The sequence below is a fragment of the Streptomyces sp. LN549 genome, assembly GCF_043203805.1.
Classification (GTDB): Bacteria; Actinomycetota; Actinomycetes; order Streptomycetales; family Streptomycetaceae; genus Streptomyces.
Genome location: NZ_JAZHRI010000002.1, coordinates 2,922,614 through 2,938,006 on the forward strand (window position 1 = coordinate 2,922,614; position 15,393 = coordinate 2,938,006).

The following is a 15,393-nucleotide window of genomic DNA, read 5'->3' on the forward strand; positions in this document are numbered from 1 at the left end:
CTATCCGACGGTACCTTGCCTGGCCCCCCGTTCGGGCCCCCCTTGGCACGGTTCACACGGCCGAGACCGGGTGACCCTGCCGTACCAAGGGGTAAAGGCCGACGTCAGGCGGCCGCTCCGGCCGCGCTCTTACGGGTCGCGACGATCTGGTCGACCAGACCATAGGCCAGGGCGTCATCGGCGGTCAGGATCTTGTCGCGCTCGATGTCGTCACGGATCTTCTCGATCGGCGTGGTGGAGTGCTTGGCCAGCAGCTCCTCCAGCTGGGCCCGCATGCGCAGGATCTCGTTGGCCGCGATCTCCAGGTCGGAGAGCTGCTCGCGGCCGGTCTGCGAGGACGGCTGGTGGATCAGGACGCGCGCGTTCGGCAGCGCCAGGCGCTTGCCCGGCGTTCCCGCGGCGAGCAGCACGGCGGCGGCGGAGGCCGCCTGGCCCATGCAGACCGTCTGGATGTCCGGCTTCACGAACTGCATCGTGTCGTAGATCGCGGTGAGCGCGGTGAACGAGCCGCCGGGGCTGTTGATGTAGATCGAGATGTCCCGGTCCGGGTCCATCGATTCCAGGCACAGCAGCTGCGCCATGACGTCGTTGGCGGACGCGTCGTCGATCTGCACCCCGAGGAAGATCACGCGCTCCTCGAAGAGCTTCGCGTACGGGTCGTACTCACGCACGCCCTGCGAGGTGCGCTCCACGAAGCGCGGGACGATGTAGCGGTTGTCCACCTGCGGGCCGGTGTAGAGGCCGCTCGCGGACGCGCCGGGGAAGTTGTTCATGTGGGTGTTCACCATCCTGGTGGCGTTCTGTGGCTGGGTGTCTCGGCGTACGAGAGAAAAGCGGTGCGGCGGGGCGCGATCCGGTACTGACCGGATCAGGCGCCGGTGCCGCCGCCGCCCGGAACGCCCGATGCGACCGTGATGATCTCGTCGATGAGGCCGTACTCCTTGGCCTCCTCCGCGGTGTACCAGCGGTCACGGTCGCCGTCGCGGATGATCGTCTCCACGGTCTGGCCGGAGTGGCGGGCGGTGATCTCCGCCATCCGCTGCTTGGTGCGCAGCAGGTACTGGGCCTGGATCTTGATGTCCGAGGCCGTACCGCCGATACCGGCCGAACCCTGGTGCATGAGGATGTCGGTGTTCGGGAGCGCGAAGCGCTTGCCGGCGGCGCCGCCGGTGAGCAGGAACTGGCCCATCGAGGCCGCCATGCCCATACCGATGGTGACGACGTCGTTCGGGATGTACTGCATGGTGTCGTAGACCGCCATGCCGGCCGTCACCGAACCACCGGGGCTGTTGATGTAGAGGTAGATGTCCTTGTCCGGCTCGGCGGCAAGGAGAAGCAGCTGCGCGGTGATCTTGTTGGCGATGTCATCGTCGACCTGCTGACCGAGGAAGATGATGCGTTCGCCGAGCAGTCGGCTGTAGACCTGGTCACCGAGGCCTCCACCGAGGGACGGCTCTCCGGCGGCGTAGGGCATCAGATTCGTCACGTATCCACCTGCTCGTCTCTGACGGCTCCGGCCGTCTCAGCGTCTTCGTACCGGGTGGGCCGGGACTCCCCGACCCTTCCTCTTCATGGACCCTAACGCGCAGGTGGGACAACGCCATCCCGCTTCCGCAACTGTTCGCTGGGAGCGCAAGGTCCGCAGTCCGCACAAGGGTTGTGGGGGACGTCCGCCGATACGACGACGGGCTCCGGACGCGGTGGCGTCCGGAGCCCGTCGTACGGGGTTCAGCGCGAGGCTCAGGCCTCGGTCTTCTCCTCGGCGACGTCGGCGGTGCCCTCGGCGGCCTCGACCACCTCGGTGGCCTCCTCCTCGTCGTCCTCCAGCTCGACGATCTCACCGTTGGTGTCGACGACCTTGGCGGCCTCGACGACCACGGCCAGCGCCTTGCCGCGGGCGACCTCGCCGACGAGCATCGGCACCTGGCCACCCTCGACGACGGCCTGGGCGAACTGGTCCGGGCTCATGCCGGAGGAAGCGGCACGCCGCATGAGGTGCTCGGTGAGCTCCTCCTGGTTGACGTTCAGCTTCTCCTTGTTGACGAGCTCGTCCAGGATGAACTGGGTCTTGATGCCCTTGATGGCCTGCTCGGACGTCTCCGCCTCGAACTCCTCGAGGGTCTTGCCCTGGATCTCCAGGTACTTCTCGAGGTCGAGACCCATCTGGCCGAGCTGGTGGTGCTCCAGGTTGTGCTTGCGGGTCTGGACCTCGTCCGCGAGCAGCTTCTCCGGGATCGGGACCTCGGCGAGCTTCAGCAGCTCCTCCAGGACGCGCTCCTGGGCCTGGGTGGCCTGGTCGTACTGCTTGGTGTTCTCCAGGCGCTTGCGGCTGTCCGCCTTCAGCTCCTCCAGCGTGTCGAACTCGCTGGCCATCTGGGCGAAGTCGTCGTCCAGCTCGGGGAGCTCACGGGCGGCGACGGCGGTGACCTTGACGGTGACCTCGGCGTCCTTGCCCTCGGCGGAGCCGCCCTTCAGCGCGGAGGTGAAGGTGGCCTCGCCACCCGCCTCCAGGCCGGTGACGGCGTCGTCGATGCCTTCGAGGAGCTCGCCGGAACCGATGGTGTACGAGACACCTTCGGCCACGCCGTCCTCGAGGACCTCGCCCTCGACCTTGGCCTGCAGGTCGATCGTCACGACGTCGCCCTCGGCGGCGGCGCGCTCGACCGGGTTGGTCGAGGCGAAGCGCTCGCGGAGCTGCTCCACGGCCTTCTCGACGTCCTCGTCGCTGACCTCAAGCGCGTCGACGGTGACCTCGATGCCGGAGTAGTCCGGGATCTCGATCTCGGGGCGTACGTCAACCTCGGCGGTGAAGGAGAGCAGCTCGCCGTCCTTCAGCTCCGTGATGTCGACCTCCGGCTGGCCGAGGACGTTGAGCTCACCCTCGTTGACGGCCTCGGTGTAGAACTTCGGGAGCGCGTCGTTGACGGCCTCCTCCAGCACTGCGCCACGGCCGAACCGCTGGTCGATGACCCGGTTGGGGATCTTGCCCTTGCGGAACCCCTTCACCGTGACCTGCTGGTTGATCTTCTTGTACGCCGCGTCGAGGCTGTCCTTGAGCTCCTCGAAGGGCACCTCAATGCTGAGCCGAACCCGGGTCGGGTTCAGGGTCTCCACGGCGCTCTTCACGGTTCGGTCTCCTTGGTGGCTGACTTCTTGGGGTTCTGCTCCACCGCACAGGAGGCGGCTTCGCGGACCGAGCCCGGTACATCAGACACACGGGCACGCATTTTGCATAGTAACGGCAAGGGGGAGAACTCCCACAATGCGATCTTGCCGGTGGTCGGGGTGGCCGGATTCGAACCGACGACCTTCCGCTCCCAAAGCGGACGCGCTACCAAGCTGCGCCACACCCCGTCGGTGCGACACGTAGGGTACATGCAGACGGGCAGTGCATCGGACGCTTTACGCGGACGTCGCCGGACTCCGAGCCGCGCGCCGCAATCAGGTGTGCGGACAACGGCCGCGACCCGCTACGATGCTTCTCGTGCCGCGGTCCCCGTGACCTGCGGTGCGCTGCATGCGGGCGTAGCTCAATGGTAGAGCCCTAGTCTTCCAAACTAGCTACGCGGGTTCGATTCCCGTCGCCCGCTCCATGCTTCGGGCCCGGCCCGGCGGATCCCCTCGGGGATGTCCGCCGGACCGGGCCTCTTGCGTTCCCGGCCGGTTCCGGCCGCCCCACGCAGGGAGCGGCCCCGGCCAGTAGCCGATCCGTCAGAAGCTGATCTGGTTGATGCTCTGCGCTATCGAGTCCATGAATTTCTGGATCGACGGCGCCATGCCGGTCGATGCCAGGAAGAAGCCGAAGAGCACCGCGACGATCGCGGGTCCGGCCTTGATGGAGCCACCTCGGATCAGGACCACCAGGATGATCGCCAAAAGAAGCACCACGGACAGTGAAATGGCCACGACTGCTCACACCCTCGGTCGGTCCGCCTTGCCGGCCCGGAGGTGTGCGGCCGCGCACTCCTCCGTTGGCGTCCATCGTGCCACCAACTCCCCTGTGGTCGCTGCCAGGTGAGGAATCGACCTGTCGATATCGCGCCATCTTGCGCCCCCTGCGCCCCCTGCGCGCCGGTCACTTGACGGAGCAGGACCGAGCGCCGGCGGCGCGGCTGCCGGGCATCACGCCGGATCGCCCGGCAGCGGGAACTCCCTGCGCCCAGGAAATTGCGACGGTGATCGTTTCTGTATCCACACAGTTCATTCACAGGCAATTCCGACGTCCGGGCGAGACGTAATTCACCATCCCCAACCGCCTGCCGATATGCACCATTTAAGGAGGATTAACACGTGCATAACGGACAGTTTTCGATGGTTTGGCATTTAATCGAACGGGAACGCGAAGTAGTCCGACGACTGTTTTACGAATTGCAATCGAGGCGTCTAGGGTGCCTGAGATGTTCCAAGCTCCGAACGTATTTCAGAGGGCCACGCTCCCACCGGCGACCCGGGAGTCGGAGCCCAGACCCCAAGCAGCGGTGGCCACGGACGACAGCCCCGCGCCGGCCCCGGGCCGGCCTGGGCAGGACGCTGCCGCGAAGAGGCGTGACGCCTACTTCGACAATGCCAAGTACCTGGCCATCGTGCTGGTCGCGGTGGCTCACTCATGGGTGCCGGTCATGGAGGGGAGCAGGACAGCCCGTGCCCTCTACATGGTGACCTACACCTTCCACATGCCGGCCTTCATCATCATCTCCGGCTATTTCTCACGCTCGTTCGACATGAGCCCGGCCAAGGCGAAGCGCCTGATCACCAGCGTGGCCGTGCCGTACGTGGTGTTCGAGACGGCCTACACGCTGTTCCGGCGGTACGCGGGCTACGAGCCCGACGCCGCGATCAGCCTGACCGACCCGTGGTACCTCGCCTGGTTCCTGATCGCGCTGTTCATCTGGCGGCTCACCACCCCGCTGTGGCGCAGCATGCGCTACCCGCTGACGGTCTCCCTCGTCATCGCCGTCCTCGCCTCGGTCACCCCTGACATCACCGAGCACCTCGACCTGCCGCGCGTACTGCAGTTCCTGCCGTTCTTCGTGCTCGGCCTCCAACTCAAGCCCGAGCACTTCAAGTTGGTCCAACGCCGCGAGGTGCGGCTGTTGGCCCTGCCGCTGTTCGCCGGCGCGTTGACCCTCGCCTACTGGGTGGCGCCCCGGATGACGACCGACTGGTTCCTGCGTGACTACTCCGCCCAGGACTTGGGCGCACCCTGGTGGTCGGGCGTGCTCATGACGCTCCTGCTGTTCGGCAGCGCGACGCTGCTCACCGCCGGCTTCCTGTCCTGGGTCCCGAAGCGCCACATGTGGTTCACCGTGCTCGGAGGCGGCACGATCTGCGGCTATCTGTTGCACGGGTTCATGGTCAAGGGCGCCGAATACGCCGGTGTCTTCGACCGGAACGACTGGCTGATCTCGCCGACCGGTCTGGTGCTGGTCACCGTCGTCGCCTCGACCGGGGTGACCCTGATGTGCACGCCGCCGGTACGGCGTGTCCTGCGGTGCGTGACCGAGCCGGACATGAACTGGGCGTTCCGACGGGACTCCGCGAAGCTCTGAGAGCAGCAGACTCCCGTCAGCCTTCGGGATCCCTCGGAGCCCGGCCCCTTACCGGGCCGGGCTCCGACGTGTTGGCTCAATCCCGTTGGTCGGCGGGCGATTGCGGGACTGCGAGGCCGAGCAGCCCCCGTACCAGCGCATACTTTTCGGTCAGCCGGGTACGGGTCGCCGGGTCCAGCACCGCGAGGCGGGCCGGGTCGGCGTTGTGTGCGAGGTCGGCCTCCTTGATCAGCAGGGCGCCGGGCGTGGCCAGGATGCGCCGGGAGTACGCCGGCAGATCCTCGCCGTCCCGCTTGGTGACGGCGAGGACCATGTCCTTGACCTGCTGCGGCAGCGCGGCCCCGGCCAGCCACCGCTCCGACAGCGCGTCGTCCTCGACCGCGTCGTGCAGCCAGGCCGCGGCGATCTGTTCGTCGCTGCCGCCCCGGGCCCGCACCCCCTCGGCGACGGCCGCGAGGTGCTCGCTGTACGGCCTGCCCGCCTTGTCCCGCTGCGCGGCATGGGCCTCGCGGGCGATGGCCTCGACTTCGGTCAGGGTCAGCTGTGCGCGTGGTGCGGTCATGCCCCGACCCTACGAGGAACCGCCCTCGTTGCCTGCCCTTCGTCGCGGGGCCACCGACGGTCATAGTTGCAACGTCAATCGTTCGGTAAACTAATTACTGACGATTTCTTGACGCTCTCTTGACCCGACGAAGGATCAAGCTCATCGGACACGCAGACACGCTCATCGCCATGGGCGGCGCCTTCCTCGCCGCCGCCGTCCTCGCCCGCGTCGGCAGCCGTATCGGACTGCCGACCATCCCGCTGTTCATCCTGGCCGGGATCCTGCTCGGCCCGCACACCCCCGGCATCGTTCTCGTCGCCGACCCGCACGACCTGGAGATGCTCTCCGCACTCGGTCTGGTGCTGCTCCTCTTCTACCTCGGCCTGGAATTCCACCTGGACGACCTCAAAGCGGGCGGCCGCAAGATGGCCGTCGCGGGCGGCGCCTATCTCGCCCTGAACGTCGGCGCCGGGCTCGGTTTCGGCTTCGCGCTCGGCTGGGGCACGTCGGAGGCGCTGGTCCTCGCCGGGGTGCTCGGCATCTCGTCCTCGGCCATCGTCACCAAGGTCCTGGTGGACCTCGGCCGCATCGGCAATCCGGAGACCAAACCGATCCTCGGCATCATCGTCGTCGAGGACGTGTTCCTCGCTCTGTACCTGGCGGCCCTCCAGCCCATCCTCTCGGGCGCCGACAGCCTCGCATCGGCCGCGATCGACGGCGGCAAGGCCTTCGGATTCCTGCTGGTCCTCGCGCTCGCCGCCCGGTTCGGCACCAAGGTCATCGGCAAACTCATCAACACCCGGGACGACGAGCTCCTCGTCATCTCCTTCCTCGGCGCCGCCGTCCTCGTGGCCGGCGTCTCGGAGTGGTTCGGGGTCGCGGACGCCATCGGCGCCTTCATGGTGGGCCTGATGCTCGGCAGCACGACCTCGGGAACCCGCATCCTCAAGCTGGTCCACCCGCTGCGTGACGCCTTCGGCGCGATCTTCTTCTTCGCCTTCGGCCTCTCCATCAACCCCGGCGATCTGCCGACCGTGCTGTGGCCGGTACTGGCCGCCGTGGCGGTGACCCTCGCCATGAACGTCGCGGCCGGGCTCGCCGCCGCCAAGGTGTACGCGTTCGGCCCGCAGGCCACGGCGAACATCTCCACGACCCTGGTGGCGCGCGGCGAGTTCGCCCTGATCCTCGCCACGATGGCGGCGGGCGCGGGGCTGGACGAACGGCTCTCCCCGTTCATCGCGGGCTATGTACTCGTCCTCGCGGTCCTGGCCCCCCTGGCCGCCGGGCGCTCGCACTGGCTGGCCGGGTTCCTGCCCGGCGGGCGCGAGGCGGTTCCGCTCCCGATCCGGTGACGGGCCGGGCCCGTGTTGACGTACGTCCGGTTCGAACCGGTCCTGCACGGTTCAGGATCTGCGTGACAGCAGCAGCAGCGCCCGGTCGTCGTTGACGTCCTTGGCGCAGGCCTCGATGAGGTGCCAGGCCGCACCCTCGAAGCCCGTGGTGACATAGCGGTCGGCCTCGCCCGTCAGCCGGTCGATGCCTTCCGCGATGTCACGGTCGGAGGCCTCCACCAGTCCGTCGGTGAACAGCATCAGGACGTCGCCGGGGGCCAGATGGCCCTTCACGGCGTCGAACTCCGCCCCGTCGTACACCCCGAGCAGCGGGCCTTCCGCCGCCATCTCCTCCCACTGGCCGCTGCCGGCGTGGAGCTGGAGGGCGGGCGGATGGCCTGCCGAGAGGAGCTCGTAGTCACCGGACTCCAGGTCCAGCACCAGGTGGATCGACGTGGCGAAGCCCTCGTCCCAGTCCTGGCGCAGCAGATAGCCGTTGGCCGCGGGCAGGAAGCCGTGCGGCGGCAGTGATCCCAGAAGTCCGCCGAAGGCGCCGGAGAGCAGCAGGGCCCGGGAGCCCGCGTCCATGCCCTTGCCGGAGACGTCGGTGAGCACGGCCTCCAGGGTGCGGCCGCCGTTGGTGCGGGCCGCGACGACGAAGTCCCCGGAGAAGGACTGGCCGCCCGCCGGGCGCAGCGACATCTCGCGGTGCCAGCCCTGCGGGAGGCGGGGCAGCGCGCTCTGGACCCGGATGCGTTCGCGCAGGTCGAAGAGCATGGTGCCGCCGCGCCGCCACGGGACGCCGACCCTGGCACGGAACTGGGCGAGGATCAGGCCAAGGAATCCGCAGGCGGCGACCGTCAGCACGGTGCCGGGAGTGACCCTGGCCGGGCCGTCCTCGTACGGACCGAGCCAGAGGGCCTCCACGATCAGGGCCGCGGCGGCGGTCGCGTACAGGCCGAGCAGGCTGGCGGGCCGTAGCAGCAGTCCGCCGGCGACGATCGGCAGGACGAGCGCGGTGGGCGAGCACCAGATCGGGTTCCACAGGGTGGCGCAGGTGATCGCCGGGATGGTCAGCAGCAGGCCGGCCAGGGCGATCCAGTCCGATCCGTCCCCGCGGAAGTAGTCGACCCCGGACCTGCGCAGCGTGGTGCGTACCCGGTGTGCCGATTTCCGCAATCGGGCCGGGTATCTCTCTGCTCCTGCGCGTCGGGCCATTGCGGGGACCTTATCCACCCGGCGGGCTCCGGTGCAGGGGGACCCCTGTGACCACGCGTTCGAAAACGACTCGCCCAGCTGAGAAAGCCCTGGTAGGCATGGCTTATGACTACAGAGCTCCGCGTATTGCAGCAGTCCGAATGGAACAAGTGGTTTTCGTCCCTGGAGCTCGCGTTCGGAGGGGCCCAGGAGCCCGCCGAGCAACGGGAGCAGTATCAGTCCGTTACCGAGTACGAGCGGTCGATCGGGATCTGGGACGGCGACGACGTGGTCGCGACGGCGGGGGCGTTCAGCTTCCGGCTGGCCGTGCCCGGCGGGGCGCTGGTGCCTGCGGCCGGGGTCACGATGGTGAGCGTCGCGTCCACGCACCGCAGGCGCGGGCTGTTGACCGCGATGATGCGCCGCCAGCTCGACGACGTACGGGCGCTGGGTGAGCCGGTCGCCGTGCTGACGGCGTCGGAGCCGGCGATCTACGGCCGGTTCGGGTACGGGGCGGCGACCCGCCAGATGTCCCTGACGATCGACACGGACCGGGTGCGGCTGAGCGTGCCCGAGGGCACGGACGAGGTCCGGCTGCGGTACGCGCGCGAGGACGAGGCGGTCGCCGCGTGCGAGAGCGTGTACGCGCGGCTGGTGCCGGGCCGGCCGGGCACCCCGGCCCACGGCCCCGGCTGGGAGCGCAAGTCTCTGATTGATCCCGCGAGTTCACGCGAGGGCGGCTCGGCGCTGCAGTGCCTGCTGGCGGAACGTGACGGCGAACTCGTCGGCTACACGAATTACCACATCAAGCCGGATTGGGACGCTGCGGGTCCCAAGGGGCGCGTCGTGGTGAGCGATCTGGCGGCGCTCGACCCGGCGGCATACGCGGCGCTGTGGCGGTTCCTCTTCGCGATCGACCTGACATCGACGGTCGAGGCACGGAACAGGCCGACGGACGACGCGGTGCTGCATCTGGTGTCGGACGTACGGCGGTGCGACATCCGGCTGCGGGACTCGCTCCATGTGCGGCTGGTGGACGTGGGCGCCGCGCTGGAGGCGCGGACCTACCGGGGCCCGCTGGACGTGGTGTTCGAGGTCGAGGACACCTTCTGCCCCTGGAACGAGGGGTGTTGGCGACTGACGGTCGACGCGAAGGGCGGCGCGTCGTGCAAGCGCACCGAGGACGCGGCTGATCTGGCGCTGTCGGTACGGGATCTGGGCTCCGCGTATCTGGGCGGCGAGGCACTGGGTTCGCTGGCCCAGGCCGGACGGGTGCGCGAACTGCGGGCCGGTGCGGTGGCGGAGGCGTCGTCGGCGTTCCTGTCCGACGTGGCGCCGTGGCTGCCGCGCGGGTTCTAGGTGGGTCGGTTCGTCCGGTGAGGGGCCTTGTCCTCCATCACCGGACGGGCTGGATTTCGCGCCGTCGCTACGCGGACTGGCAGCCCGGGCACCAGAACAGGTTCCGGGCCGCCAGGTCCGCCGTGCGGATCTCCGTACCGCAGATGTGGCACGACTGGCGGGCGCGCCGGTAGACGTACACCTCGCCGCCGTGGTCGTCCACGCGGGGCGGGCGGCCCATCGCCTCGGGCAGGTGCTCGGGGCGCACCGTGTCGATGCGGTTGTTCCGTACGCCCTCGCGCATCAGCGCGCCCAGGTCCGTCCAGATCGCGTCCCACTCGCGGCGCGCGAGGTCCCTGCCCGCCCGGTACGGGTCGATGCCGTGCCGGAACAGCACCTCCGCGCGGTAGACGTTGCCCACGCCCGCGACGACCTTCTGGTCCATCAGCAGGGCCGCCACGGTGATCCTGCTGCGGGAGATCCGCTGCCAGGCCCGCTCGCCGTCGTCGCCGGGGCGCAGCGGGTCGGGGCCCAGCCGGTCGTGTATCGCGCGCTTCTCCGCGTCGGTGATCAGGGCGCAGGTGGTGGGGCCGCGCAGATCCGCGTGGTGCTCGTCGTTCAGGATGCGCAGCCGGACCGTGTCGGTGGGCGGCGGGGCCGGGACCGTACCGAATCCGAGCTTGCCGAACAGGCCGAGGTGGATGTGGACCCAGCCGGTGTCCTGGAAGCCGAGGAAGAGGTGCTTGCCGTGGGCGTCCGCTCCGTCCAGCACCCGCCCGTCGAGCAGGGCCGCGCTGTCGGAGAACTTGCCCTGCGGGCTGCTCACCCGCACCGGCCACCCGGCGAACCGGTCCCGGTGGTCCTCCGCGAGGCGGTGGATGGTGTGTCCCTCGGGCACGGCTGCGGTTCTCCTTGACGAAATGGCTGTGCCGCCGGGGGTACCGGCGGCACGGGTGGGGACGGTCAGCCCTGCTGCGGGTGGTGGGCCGGGATCGGGGGGAGCTCGCCGGTGTTCTCGTACGCCGTGAGCATCTCGATGCGGCGGGTGTGCCGCTCCTCGCCCGAGTACGGGGTGGAGAGGAAGATCTCGACGAACTTGGTGGACTCCTCGGCCGTGTGCATCCGGCCGCCGATGGAGATCACGTTGGCGTCGTTGTGCTCGCGGCCCAGTGCGGCGGTCTGCTCGCTCCAGGCGAGTGCGGCGCGGACGCCCTTGACCTTGTTCGCTGCCATCTGCTCGCCGTTGCCCGAGCCGCCGATCACGATGCCCAGGCTGCCCGGGTCCGCGGCCGTCTTCTCGGCGGCACGCAGGCAGAACGGCGGGTAGTCGTCCTGGGCGTCGTAGATGTGGGGACCGCAGTCGACGACTTCGTGGCCCTGTGCCTTGAGCCACTCGACGAGGTGGTTCTTGAGTTCGTAACCGGCATGGTCGGATCCGAGGTACACGCGCATGTGAGGAGTGTGGCACGAGCGACGCCGGGTAACCGACGACGGGGTGCGGTGTGCCCCTGATGTGCGGGCCCTGTGTGCGCAACGCCACTCAGGCAACGATCCGGTCAACTAACCGGAGGAAGGGGTTCCGCTTTCGGGGTTCGCCGGGCTTCAATGCATCGCTTGCCGTTCCGCCACCGCGGTGCGGCCGGCAACGCAACCGAGTGATCCGGAAACGTAAGGATTCGATCCATGACGTCGCAGACGACTCTGGCAGGGCCGGGCCACCAGCCCGACGGGCCGGACCGTTCGGACCGGACGGAGTCCCAGGGCGGGCTCCAGGCCGGTCTCAAGAACCGTCACCTCTCGATGATCGCGATCGGCGGTGTGATCGGCGCGGGCCTGTTCGTGGGCTCCGGGGCCGGCATCGCCGCCGCCGGGCCGGCCATTCTGCTGTCGTACGCACTGGTCGGCCTGATGGTCGTCTTCGTGATGCGGATGCTCGGCGAGATGGCGGCCGCCCGCCCCGCCTCGGGCTCCTTCTCCACCTACGCCGACCAGGCGCTGGGCCGCTGGGCCGGTTTCTCGATCGGCTGGCTGTACTGGTTCTTCTGGGTCGTGGTGCTCGCCGTCGAGGCCACGGCGGGTGCCAAGATCCTGGAGAGCTGGGTGCCGGGCGTCCCGCAGTGGGGCTGGGCCCTGATCGTGATGCTGGTGCTGACCGCGACGAACCTGGTCTCGGTCGGTTCGTACGGTGAGTTCGAGTTCTGGTTCGCCGGGATCAAGGTGGTCGCGATCGGCGCGTTCGTGATCGTCGGTCTGCTCGCCGTCTTCGGCGTGCTGCCCGGATCGGACCACGCCGGATCGGGTCTCTCCCACCTCACCGACACCGGCGGCTTCTTCCCCGAGGGTCCGGGCGCGATCCTCACCGGGGTGCTGATGGTCGTCTTCTCCTTCATGGGCAGCGAGATCGTGACGCTGGCGGCCGGTGAGTCGGAGAACCCGCAGCGCGCCGTCCAGAAGGCCACCAACAGCGTCATCTGGCGGATCGCCGTCTTCTACCTGGGCTCGATCTTCATCGTGCTGACGCTGCTGCCGTGGAACGACCCGTCAATCGTCGAGAAGGGCAGCTACGTCGCCGCGCTCGACGTCATCGGCATTCCGCACGCCGGCCAGGTGATGGACGTCATCGTGCTGACGGCCGTGCTGTCCTGCCTCAACTCCGGCCTCTACACGGCCTCCCGGATGGCTTTCTCGCTCGGTGGCCGCGGCGACGCGCCCAAGGCGTTCGCGCGGACCAACAAGCGGGGCGTGCCGCAGGCGGCGATCCTCTCCTCCGTCGTCTTCGGCTTCGTCGCCGTCTTCTTCAACTACCAGTGGCCCGACACGGTCTTCGCGTTCCTGCTGAACTCCTCCGGCGCGGTCGCCCTCTTCGTCTGGCTGGTCATCTGCTTCACCCAGCTGCGGATGCGCGGCATCATCCTGCGCGAGACGCCCGAGAAGCTGGTCGTACGGATGTGGCTCTTCCCGTACCTGACCTGGGCGACCATCGCGATGATCTCGTTCGTGCTGGTCTACATGCTGACCGACGACGCGGGACGCGAGCAGGTGCTGCTCTCGCTGCTGGTCGCGGTGCTGGTGGTGGGCATCTCGCTGGTACGGGAGGCGCGCAGGCGCCGGAGCGGTGCGCCGGCCGTGACCGCCGAAAGGTGATCACCCATACCTGACGGTCGTTGTCAGGTATACCGGGGAGGCTCTCCCTCGCAAGCGCATCGAGCGAGCGACTGGAGAGCCTCCGCCATGACTGCCGCCCCCACCGGTTACCAGACCGGTTTCGCGATCCGCCCGGACCTCGTCGTCGAGGCCGCCGGGGCCGAGGACGTAAGCACCGCGGTGTCCCGTGCCGCCCGGGACGGGCTCCGGGTGGGCGTCCACGCCACCGGGCACGGCCTGGCCGGGGCCGTCGAGGGCGGGGTCCTGATCGACACCCGGCGGATGGACTCCGTCCTGGTCGATCCGGTGCGCCGCACCGCCCGGATCGGTGCGGGCGTGACCTGGGGCCAGGTGATCGAGGCCGCCGCTCCGCACGGGCTCGCCCCGCTGAACGGCTCCTCCCCCGGCGTCGGGGCCGTCTCGTACACGCTCGGCGGAGGTCTCGGCGTGCTGGCCCGGGAGTTCGGCTACGCCGCCGATTCGGTCCGCTCGTTCGACGTGGTGACCGGGGACGGAGCGCTGCGTCATGTCACCGCAGAGGAGGAGCCGGAGCTGTTCTGGGGACTGCGCGGCGGCGGGCACCGGCTGGGCGTGGTGACCGGGATGGAGACGGGGCTGGTCCCGGTGGCCCGGCTGTACGGCGGCTCGATCGCCTTCGACGGGGACGGGGAGGCCGGTACGGAGGTGCTCCGGCGGTACCTGGAGTGGACCCGGTCCGTGCCCACGGCCCTGACCTCCTCGGCCGGCGCTCTCGTGTACCCGGACCTCCCTCAGGTGCCGCCGGAACTGCGGGGCCGGTACGTGATCTCGGTGCGGGTCGCGTACACCGGCTCGGCGGCCGAGGGCGAACGCCTTGTCGCACCGCTGCGGGCGATCGGTCCCGCACTGGCGGACTCGCTGCGGGAGATGCCGTACCCCGAGAGCCACACCATCCACAGTGATCCGCCGTTCCCGCACGCCTACTACGGGGACGGACTGATGCTGAGCGGGATCGATCCCGGACGTGCGGCGCGGGTGCTGGAGCTGACCGGCCGGAAGGCGCCGATGATGACCGTGGTGCAGCTCAACCACCTGGGCGGCGCCCTGGCCGCCGCGCCGGACCCGGACAGTGCCGTGCCGTACCGGGACGCCGGCTTTCTGCTGCGGCTGCTGTCGCCGCTCGACGGTACGGACGTGCCGTCGGTCCGGGCGTTGTACGAGCAGGTGGCGGCGGTCCTGGGGTCGCTGGTCGTCGGCCGTTCGCTGAACTTCTCCTTCGGCGGCGGGGACCGTACCGCGGGCCTCCACGACCCGGAGACGCAGAAGAGGCTCGCCGGTCTGGTGTCGCGATACGACCCGGCGAGCCTCTTCGGAGGTGCTTACGCAAGCGGTGGCGTCAGCCGCGACGGCCGATGAGCCTCCAGGACGCGGGCAGCGCGCCCATGGCGAGCGCGGCCTTCAGCGCGTCGCCGAGAAGGAACGGCGTCAGGCCGGCCGCGATCGCGGCGCTCGCCGACATGCCGGTGGACAGCGCCAGGTAGGGCACGCCGACCGCGTAGATGATCGCCGAGCCGAGCACCATCGTGCCCGCGGTGCGCAGCACGGAGCGGTCGCCGCCGCGGCGCGCGAGGCCGCCGACGACGGTGGCGGCGAGCAGCATGCCGAGCACGTAGCCGAAGGAGGCACCGCCCGCGCCCGAACTGCCGGCGGAGAACCACGGCATGCCGGCCATGCCGACGAGCGCGTACACGGCGAGGGCCAGGAAGCCGCGGCGGGCACCGAGCGCGGTGCCGACCAGGAGCGCGGCGAAGGTCTGGCCGGTGACCGGGACCGGGGAGCCGGGGACCGGGACGGCGATCTGGGCCGCTATGCCGGTCAGCGCGGCGCCGCCGAGCACCAGGGCGGTGTCCACCGCGTAGCGGTGCCGGGCGGCGGGCAGCAGGTCGGCGAGGACCGCTCCGGTACGGACGGGGGCGGCGGCAGCAGTGCTCATCGGGACTCCGCGGGGTGAGGGCAGGTGGGGACAGACTGAGCCTGACGTTAGCCGACGGAGCATCGCCGGATCACCATCAGCGGCCCACAAAGCGGCGGTTGGAGGATTGGTGGGATTCACACAAAGCACGGCCCGCAATCACGTCGGGGCGTGATGCTCATCACTGAGGTGATGGCAGTCAGCGCCACCTCGGGCCGGGAAGACCGGCCGAGTCCGGACTGTGAATTCCCTCTAAAACGACCGTTCATGGCGGCGACCGGTCCCACGCGGCCGGGTGTGCACGGTGTGTGAGCCTGGTGCCCGTATAGCGGACGGCTG

General features: G+C 69.3%; 14 protein-coding genes and 2 tRNA genes. 6 read left to right on the forward strand and 10 right to left on the reverse strand.

Annotation, left to right across the window (positions count from 1 at the left end; translation table 11 throughout):
- Positions 1-104: 104 nt before the first annotated feature.
- From SH922_RS13045 to SH922_RS13060, 4 genes are all read right to left on the reverse strand, one after another.
- Positions 105-788, reverse strand: coding sequence for an ATP-dependent Clp protease proteolytic subunit (locus SH922_RS13045; RefSeq protein WP_350996974.1), 684 nt, complete (start codon positions 786-788; stop codon positions 105-107).
- An 80-nt stretch (positions 789-868) separates the two neighbouring features.
- A complete protein-coding gene (locus tag SH922_RS13050) occupies positions 869-1,474 on the reverse strand; it encodes an ATP-dependent Clp protease proteolytic subunit (RefSeq protein WP_168713553.1) in 606 nt (201 codons plus the stop codon).
- A 266-nt stretch (positions 1,475-1,740) separates the two neighbouring features.
- On the reverse strand, positions 1,741-3,126 hold the full coding sequence (gene tig, locus SH922_RS13055; RefSeq protein ID WP_393058133.1) for a trigger factor: 1,386 nt from the start codon (positions 3,124-3,126) through the stop codon (positions 1,741-1,743).
- A gap of 151 nt (positions 3,127-3,277) precedes the next feature.
- Positions 3,278-3,354: transfer RNA gene (locus tag SH922_RS13060), tRNA-Pro, on the reverse strand.
- A gap of 165 nt (positions 3,355-3,519) precedes the next feature.
- Here SH922_RS13060 and SH922_RS13065 point away from each other — a divergent pair.
- Positions 3,520-3,593, forward strand: a tRNA-Gly gene (locus tag SH922_RS13065).
- A gap of 118 nt (positions 3,594-3,711) precedes the next feature.
- Here the strand turns inward: SH922_RS13065 and SH922_RS13070 are convergent.
- The gene (locus tag SH922_RS13070; protein WP_123471025.1) at positions 3,712-3,906 is read right to left on the reverse strand and encodes a hypothetical protein; all 195 of its coding nucleotides are present in this window, start codon (positions 3,904-3,906) and stop codon (positions 3,712-3,714) included.
- Between the two features lie 491 nt (positions 3,907-4,397).
- Here SH922_RS13070 and SH922_RS13075 point away from each other — a divergent pair, with 491 nt between their 5' ends.
- Entirely contained in the window at positions 4,398-5,549 is a 1,152-nt protein-coding gene (locus SH922_RS13075; protein WP_393058136.1) for an acyltransferase family protein, read from the forward strand.
- Positions 5,550-5,625: 76 nt separating this feature from the next.
- Here SH922_RS13075 and SH922_RS13080 read toward each other — a convergent pair whose 3' ends face one another.
- The gene (locus SH922_RS13080; protein ID WP_393058137.1) at positions 5,626-6,111 is read right to left on the reverse strand and encodes an HD domain-containing protein; all 486 of its coding nucleotides are present in this window, start codon (positions 6,109-6,111) and stop codon (positions 5,626-5,628) included.
- A gap of 170 nt (positions 6,112-6,281) precedes the next feature.
- On the opposite strand from SH922_RS13080, the gene SH922_RS13085 reads away from it, so the two are divergent.
- Positions 6,282-7,445, forward strand: a complete 1,164-nt coding sequence (locus tag SH922_RS13085) for a cation:proton antiporter (protein WP_393063548.1) — start codon at positions 6,282-6,284, stop codon at positions 7,443-7,445.
- A gap of 51 nt (positions 7,446-7,496) precedes the next feature.
- Here the strand turns inward: SH922_RS13085 and SH922_RS13090 are convergent, their stop codons facing one another.
- A complete protein-coding gene (locus SH922_RS13090; protein ID WP_393058138.1) occupies positions 7,497-8,642 on the reverse strand; it encodes a PP2C family protein-serine/threonine phosphatase in 1,146 nt (381 codons plus the stop codon).
- A gap of 105 nt (positions 8,643-8,747) precedes the next feature.
- Between SH922_RS13090 and SH922_RS13095 the strand changes: the two genes are divergently transcribed.
- Positions 8,748-9,980: a GNAT family N-acetyltransferase gene (locus SH922_RS13095; RefSeq protein ID WP_393058139.1), complete on the forward strand. Its 1,233-nt coding sequence runs from the start codon at positions 8,748-8,750 to the stop codon at positions 9,978-9,980.
- Between the two features lie 67 nt (positions 9,981-10,047).
- Here the strand turns inward: SH922_RS13095 and SH922_RS13100 are convergent, their stop codons facing one another.
- Complete coding sequence (locus tag SH922_RS13100) at positions 10,048-10,857, reverse strand: Fpg/Nei family DNA glycosylase (RefSeq protein ID WP_393058140.1); 810 nt, start codon at positions 10,855-10,857, stop codon at positions 10,048-10,050.
- A gap of 65 nt (positions 10,858-10,922) precedes the next feature.
- On the reverse strand, positions 10,923-11,411 hold the full coding sequence (locus SH922_RS13105; protein WP_326736186.1) for a ribose-5-phosphate isomerase: 489 nt from the start codon (positions 11,409-11,411) through the stop codon (positions 10,923-10,925).
- 231 nt (positions 11,412-11,642) lie between these two features.
- Between SH922_RS13105 and SH922_RS13110 the strand changes: the two genes are divergently transcribed.
- Both SH922_RS13110 and SH922_RS13115 read left to right on the forward strand, forming a co-directional pair.
- On the forward strand, positions 11,643-13,103 hold the full coding sequence (locus SH922_RS13110; RefSeq protein ID WP_393058141.1) for an amino acid permease: 1,461 nt from the start codon (positions 11,643-11,645) through the stop codon (positions 13,101-13,103).
- Between the two features lie 87 nt (positions 13,104-13,190).
- A complete protein-coding gene (locus SH922_RS13115) occupies positions 13,191-14,498 on the forward strand; it encodes an FAD-binding oxidoreductase (RefSeq protein WP_393058142.1) in 1,308 nt (435 codons plus the stop codon).
- On the opposite strand, the gene SH922_RS13120 is transcribed toward SH922_RS13115, so the two are convergent.
- On the reverse strand, positions 14,479-15,075 hold the full coding sequence (locus tag SH922_RS13120; RefSeq protein ID WP_393058143.1) for a biotin transporter BioY: 597 nt from the start codon (positions 15,073-15,075) through the stop codon (positions 14,479-14,481). The two genes, SH922_RS13115 and SH922_RS13120, sit on opposite strands and share 20 nt — an antisense overlap.
- Positions 15,076-15,393 lie beyond the last annotated feature (318 nt).

Coding starts and splice junctions, on each gene's coding strand:
- SH922_RS13095 (WP_393058139.1), top strand. CDS start 8,748: ATGACTACAGAGCTCCGCGTATTGCAGCAGTCCGAATGGAACAAGTGG.
- SH922_RS13090 (WP_393058138.1), bottom strand. CDS start 8,642: ATGGCCCGACGCGCAGGAGCAGAGAGATACCCGGCCCGATTGCGGAAA.
- SH922_RS13075 (WP_393058136.1), top strand. CDS start 4,398: ATGTTCCAAGCTCCGAACGTATTTCAGAGGGCCACGCTCCCACCGGCG.
- SH922_RS13080 (WP_393058137.1), bottom strand. CDS start 6,111: ATGACCGCACCACGCGCACAGCTGACCCTGACCGAAGTCGAGGCCATC.
- SH922_RS13050 (WP_168713553.1), bottom strand. CDS start 1,474: ATGCCCTACGCCGCCGGAGAGCCGTCCCTCGGTGGAGGCCTCGGTGAC.
- SH922_RS13105 (WP_326736186.1), bottom strand. CDS start 11,411: ATGCGCGTGTACCTCGGATCCGACCATGCCGGTTACGAACTCAAGAAC.
- SH922_RS13110 (WP_393058141.1), top strand. CDS start 11,643: ATGACGTCGCAGACGACTCTGGCAGGGCCGGGCCACCAGCCCGACGGG.
- SH922_RS13115 (WP_393058142.1), top strand. CDS start 13,191: ATGACTGCCGCCCCCACCGGTTACCAGACCGGTTTCGCGATCCGCCCG.
- SH922_RS13085 (WP_393063548.1), top strand. CDS start 6,282: ATGGGCGGCGCCTTCCTCGCCGCCGCCGTCCTCGCCCGCGTCGGCAGC.
- SH922_RS13120 (WP_393058143.1), bottom strand. CDS start 15,075: ATGAGCACTGCTGCCGCCGCCCCCGTCCGTACCGGAGCGGTCCTCGCC.
- SH922_RS13045 (WP_350996974.1), bottom strand. CDS start 788: ATGGTGAACACCCACATGAACAACTTCCCCGGCGCGTCCGCGAGCGGC.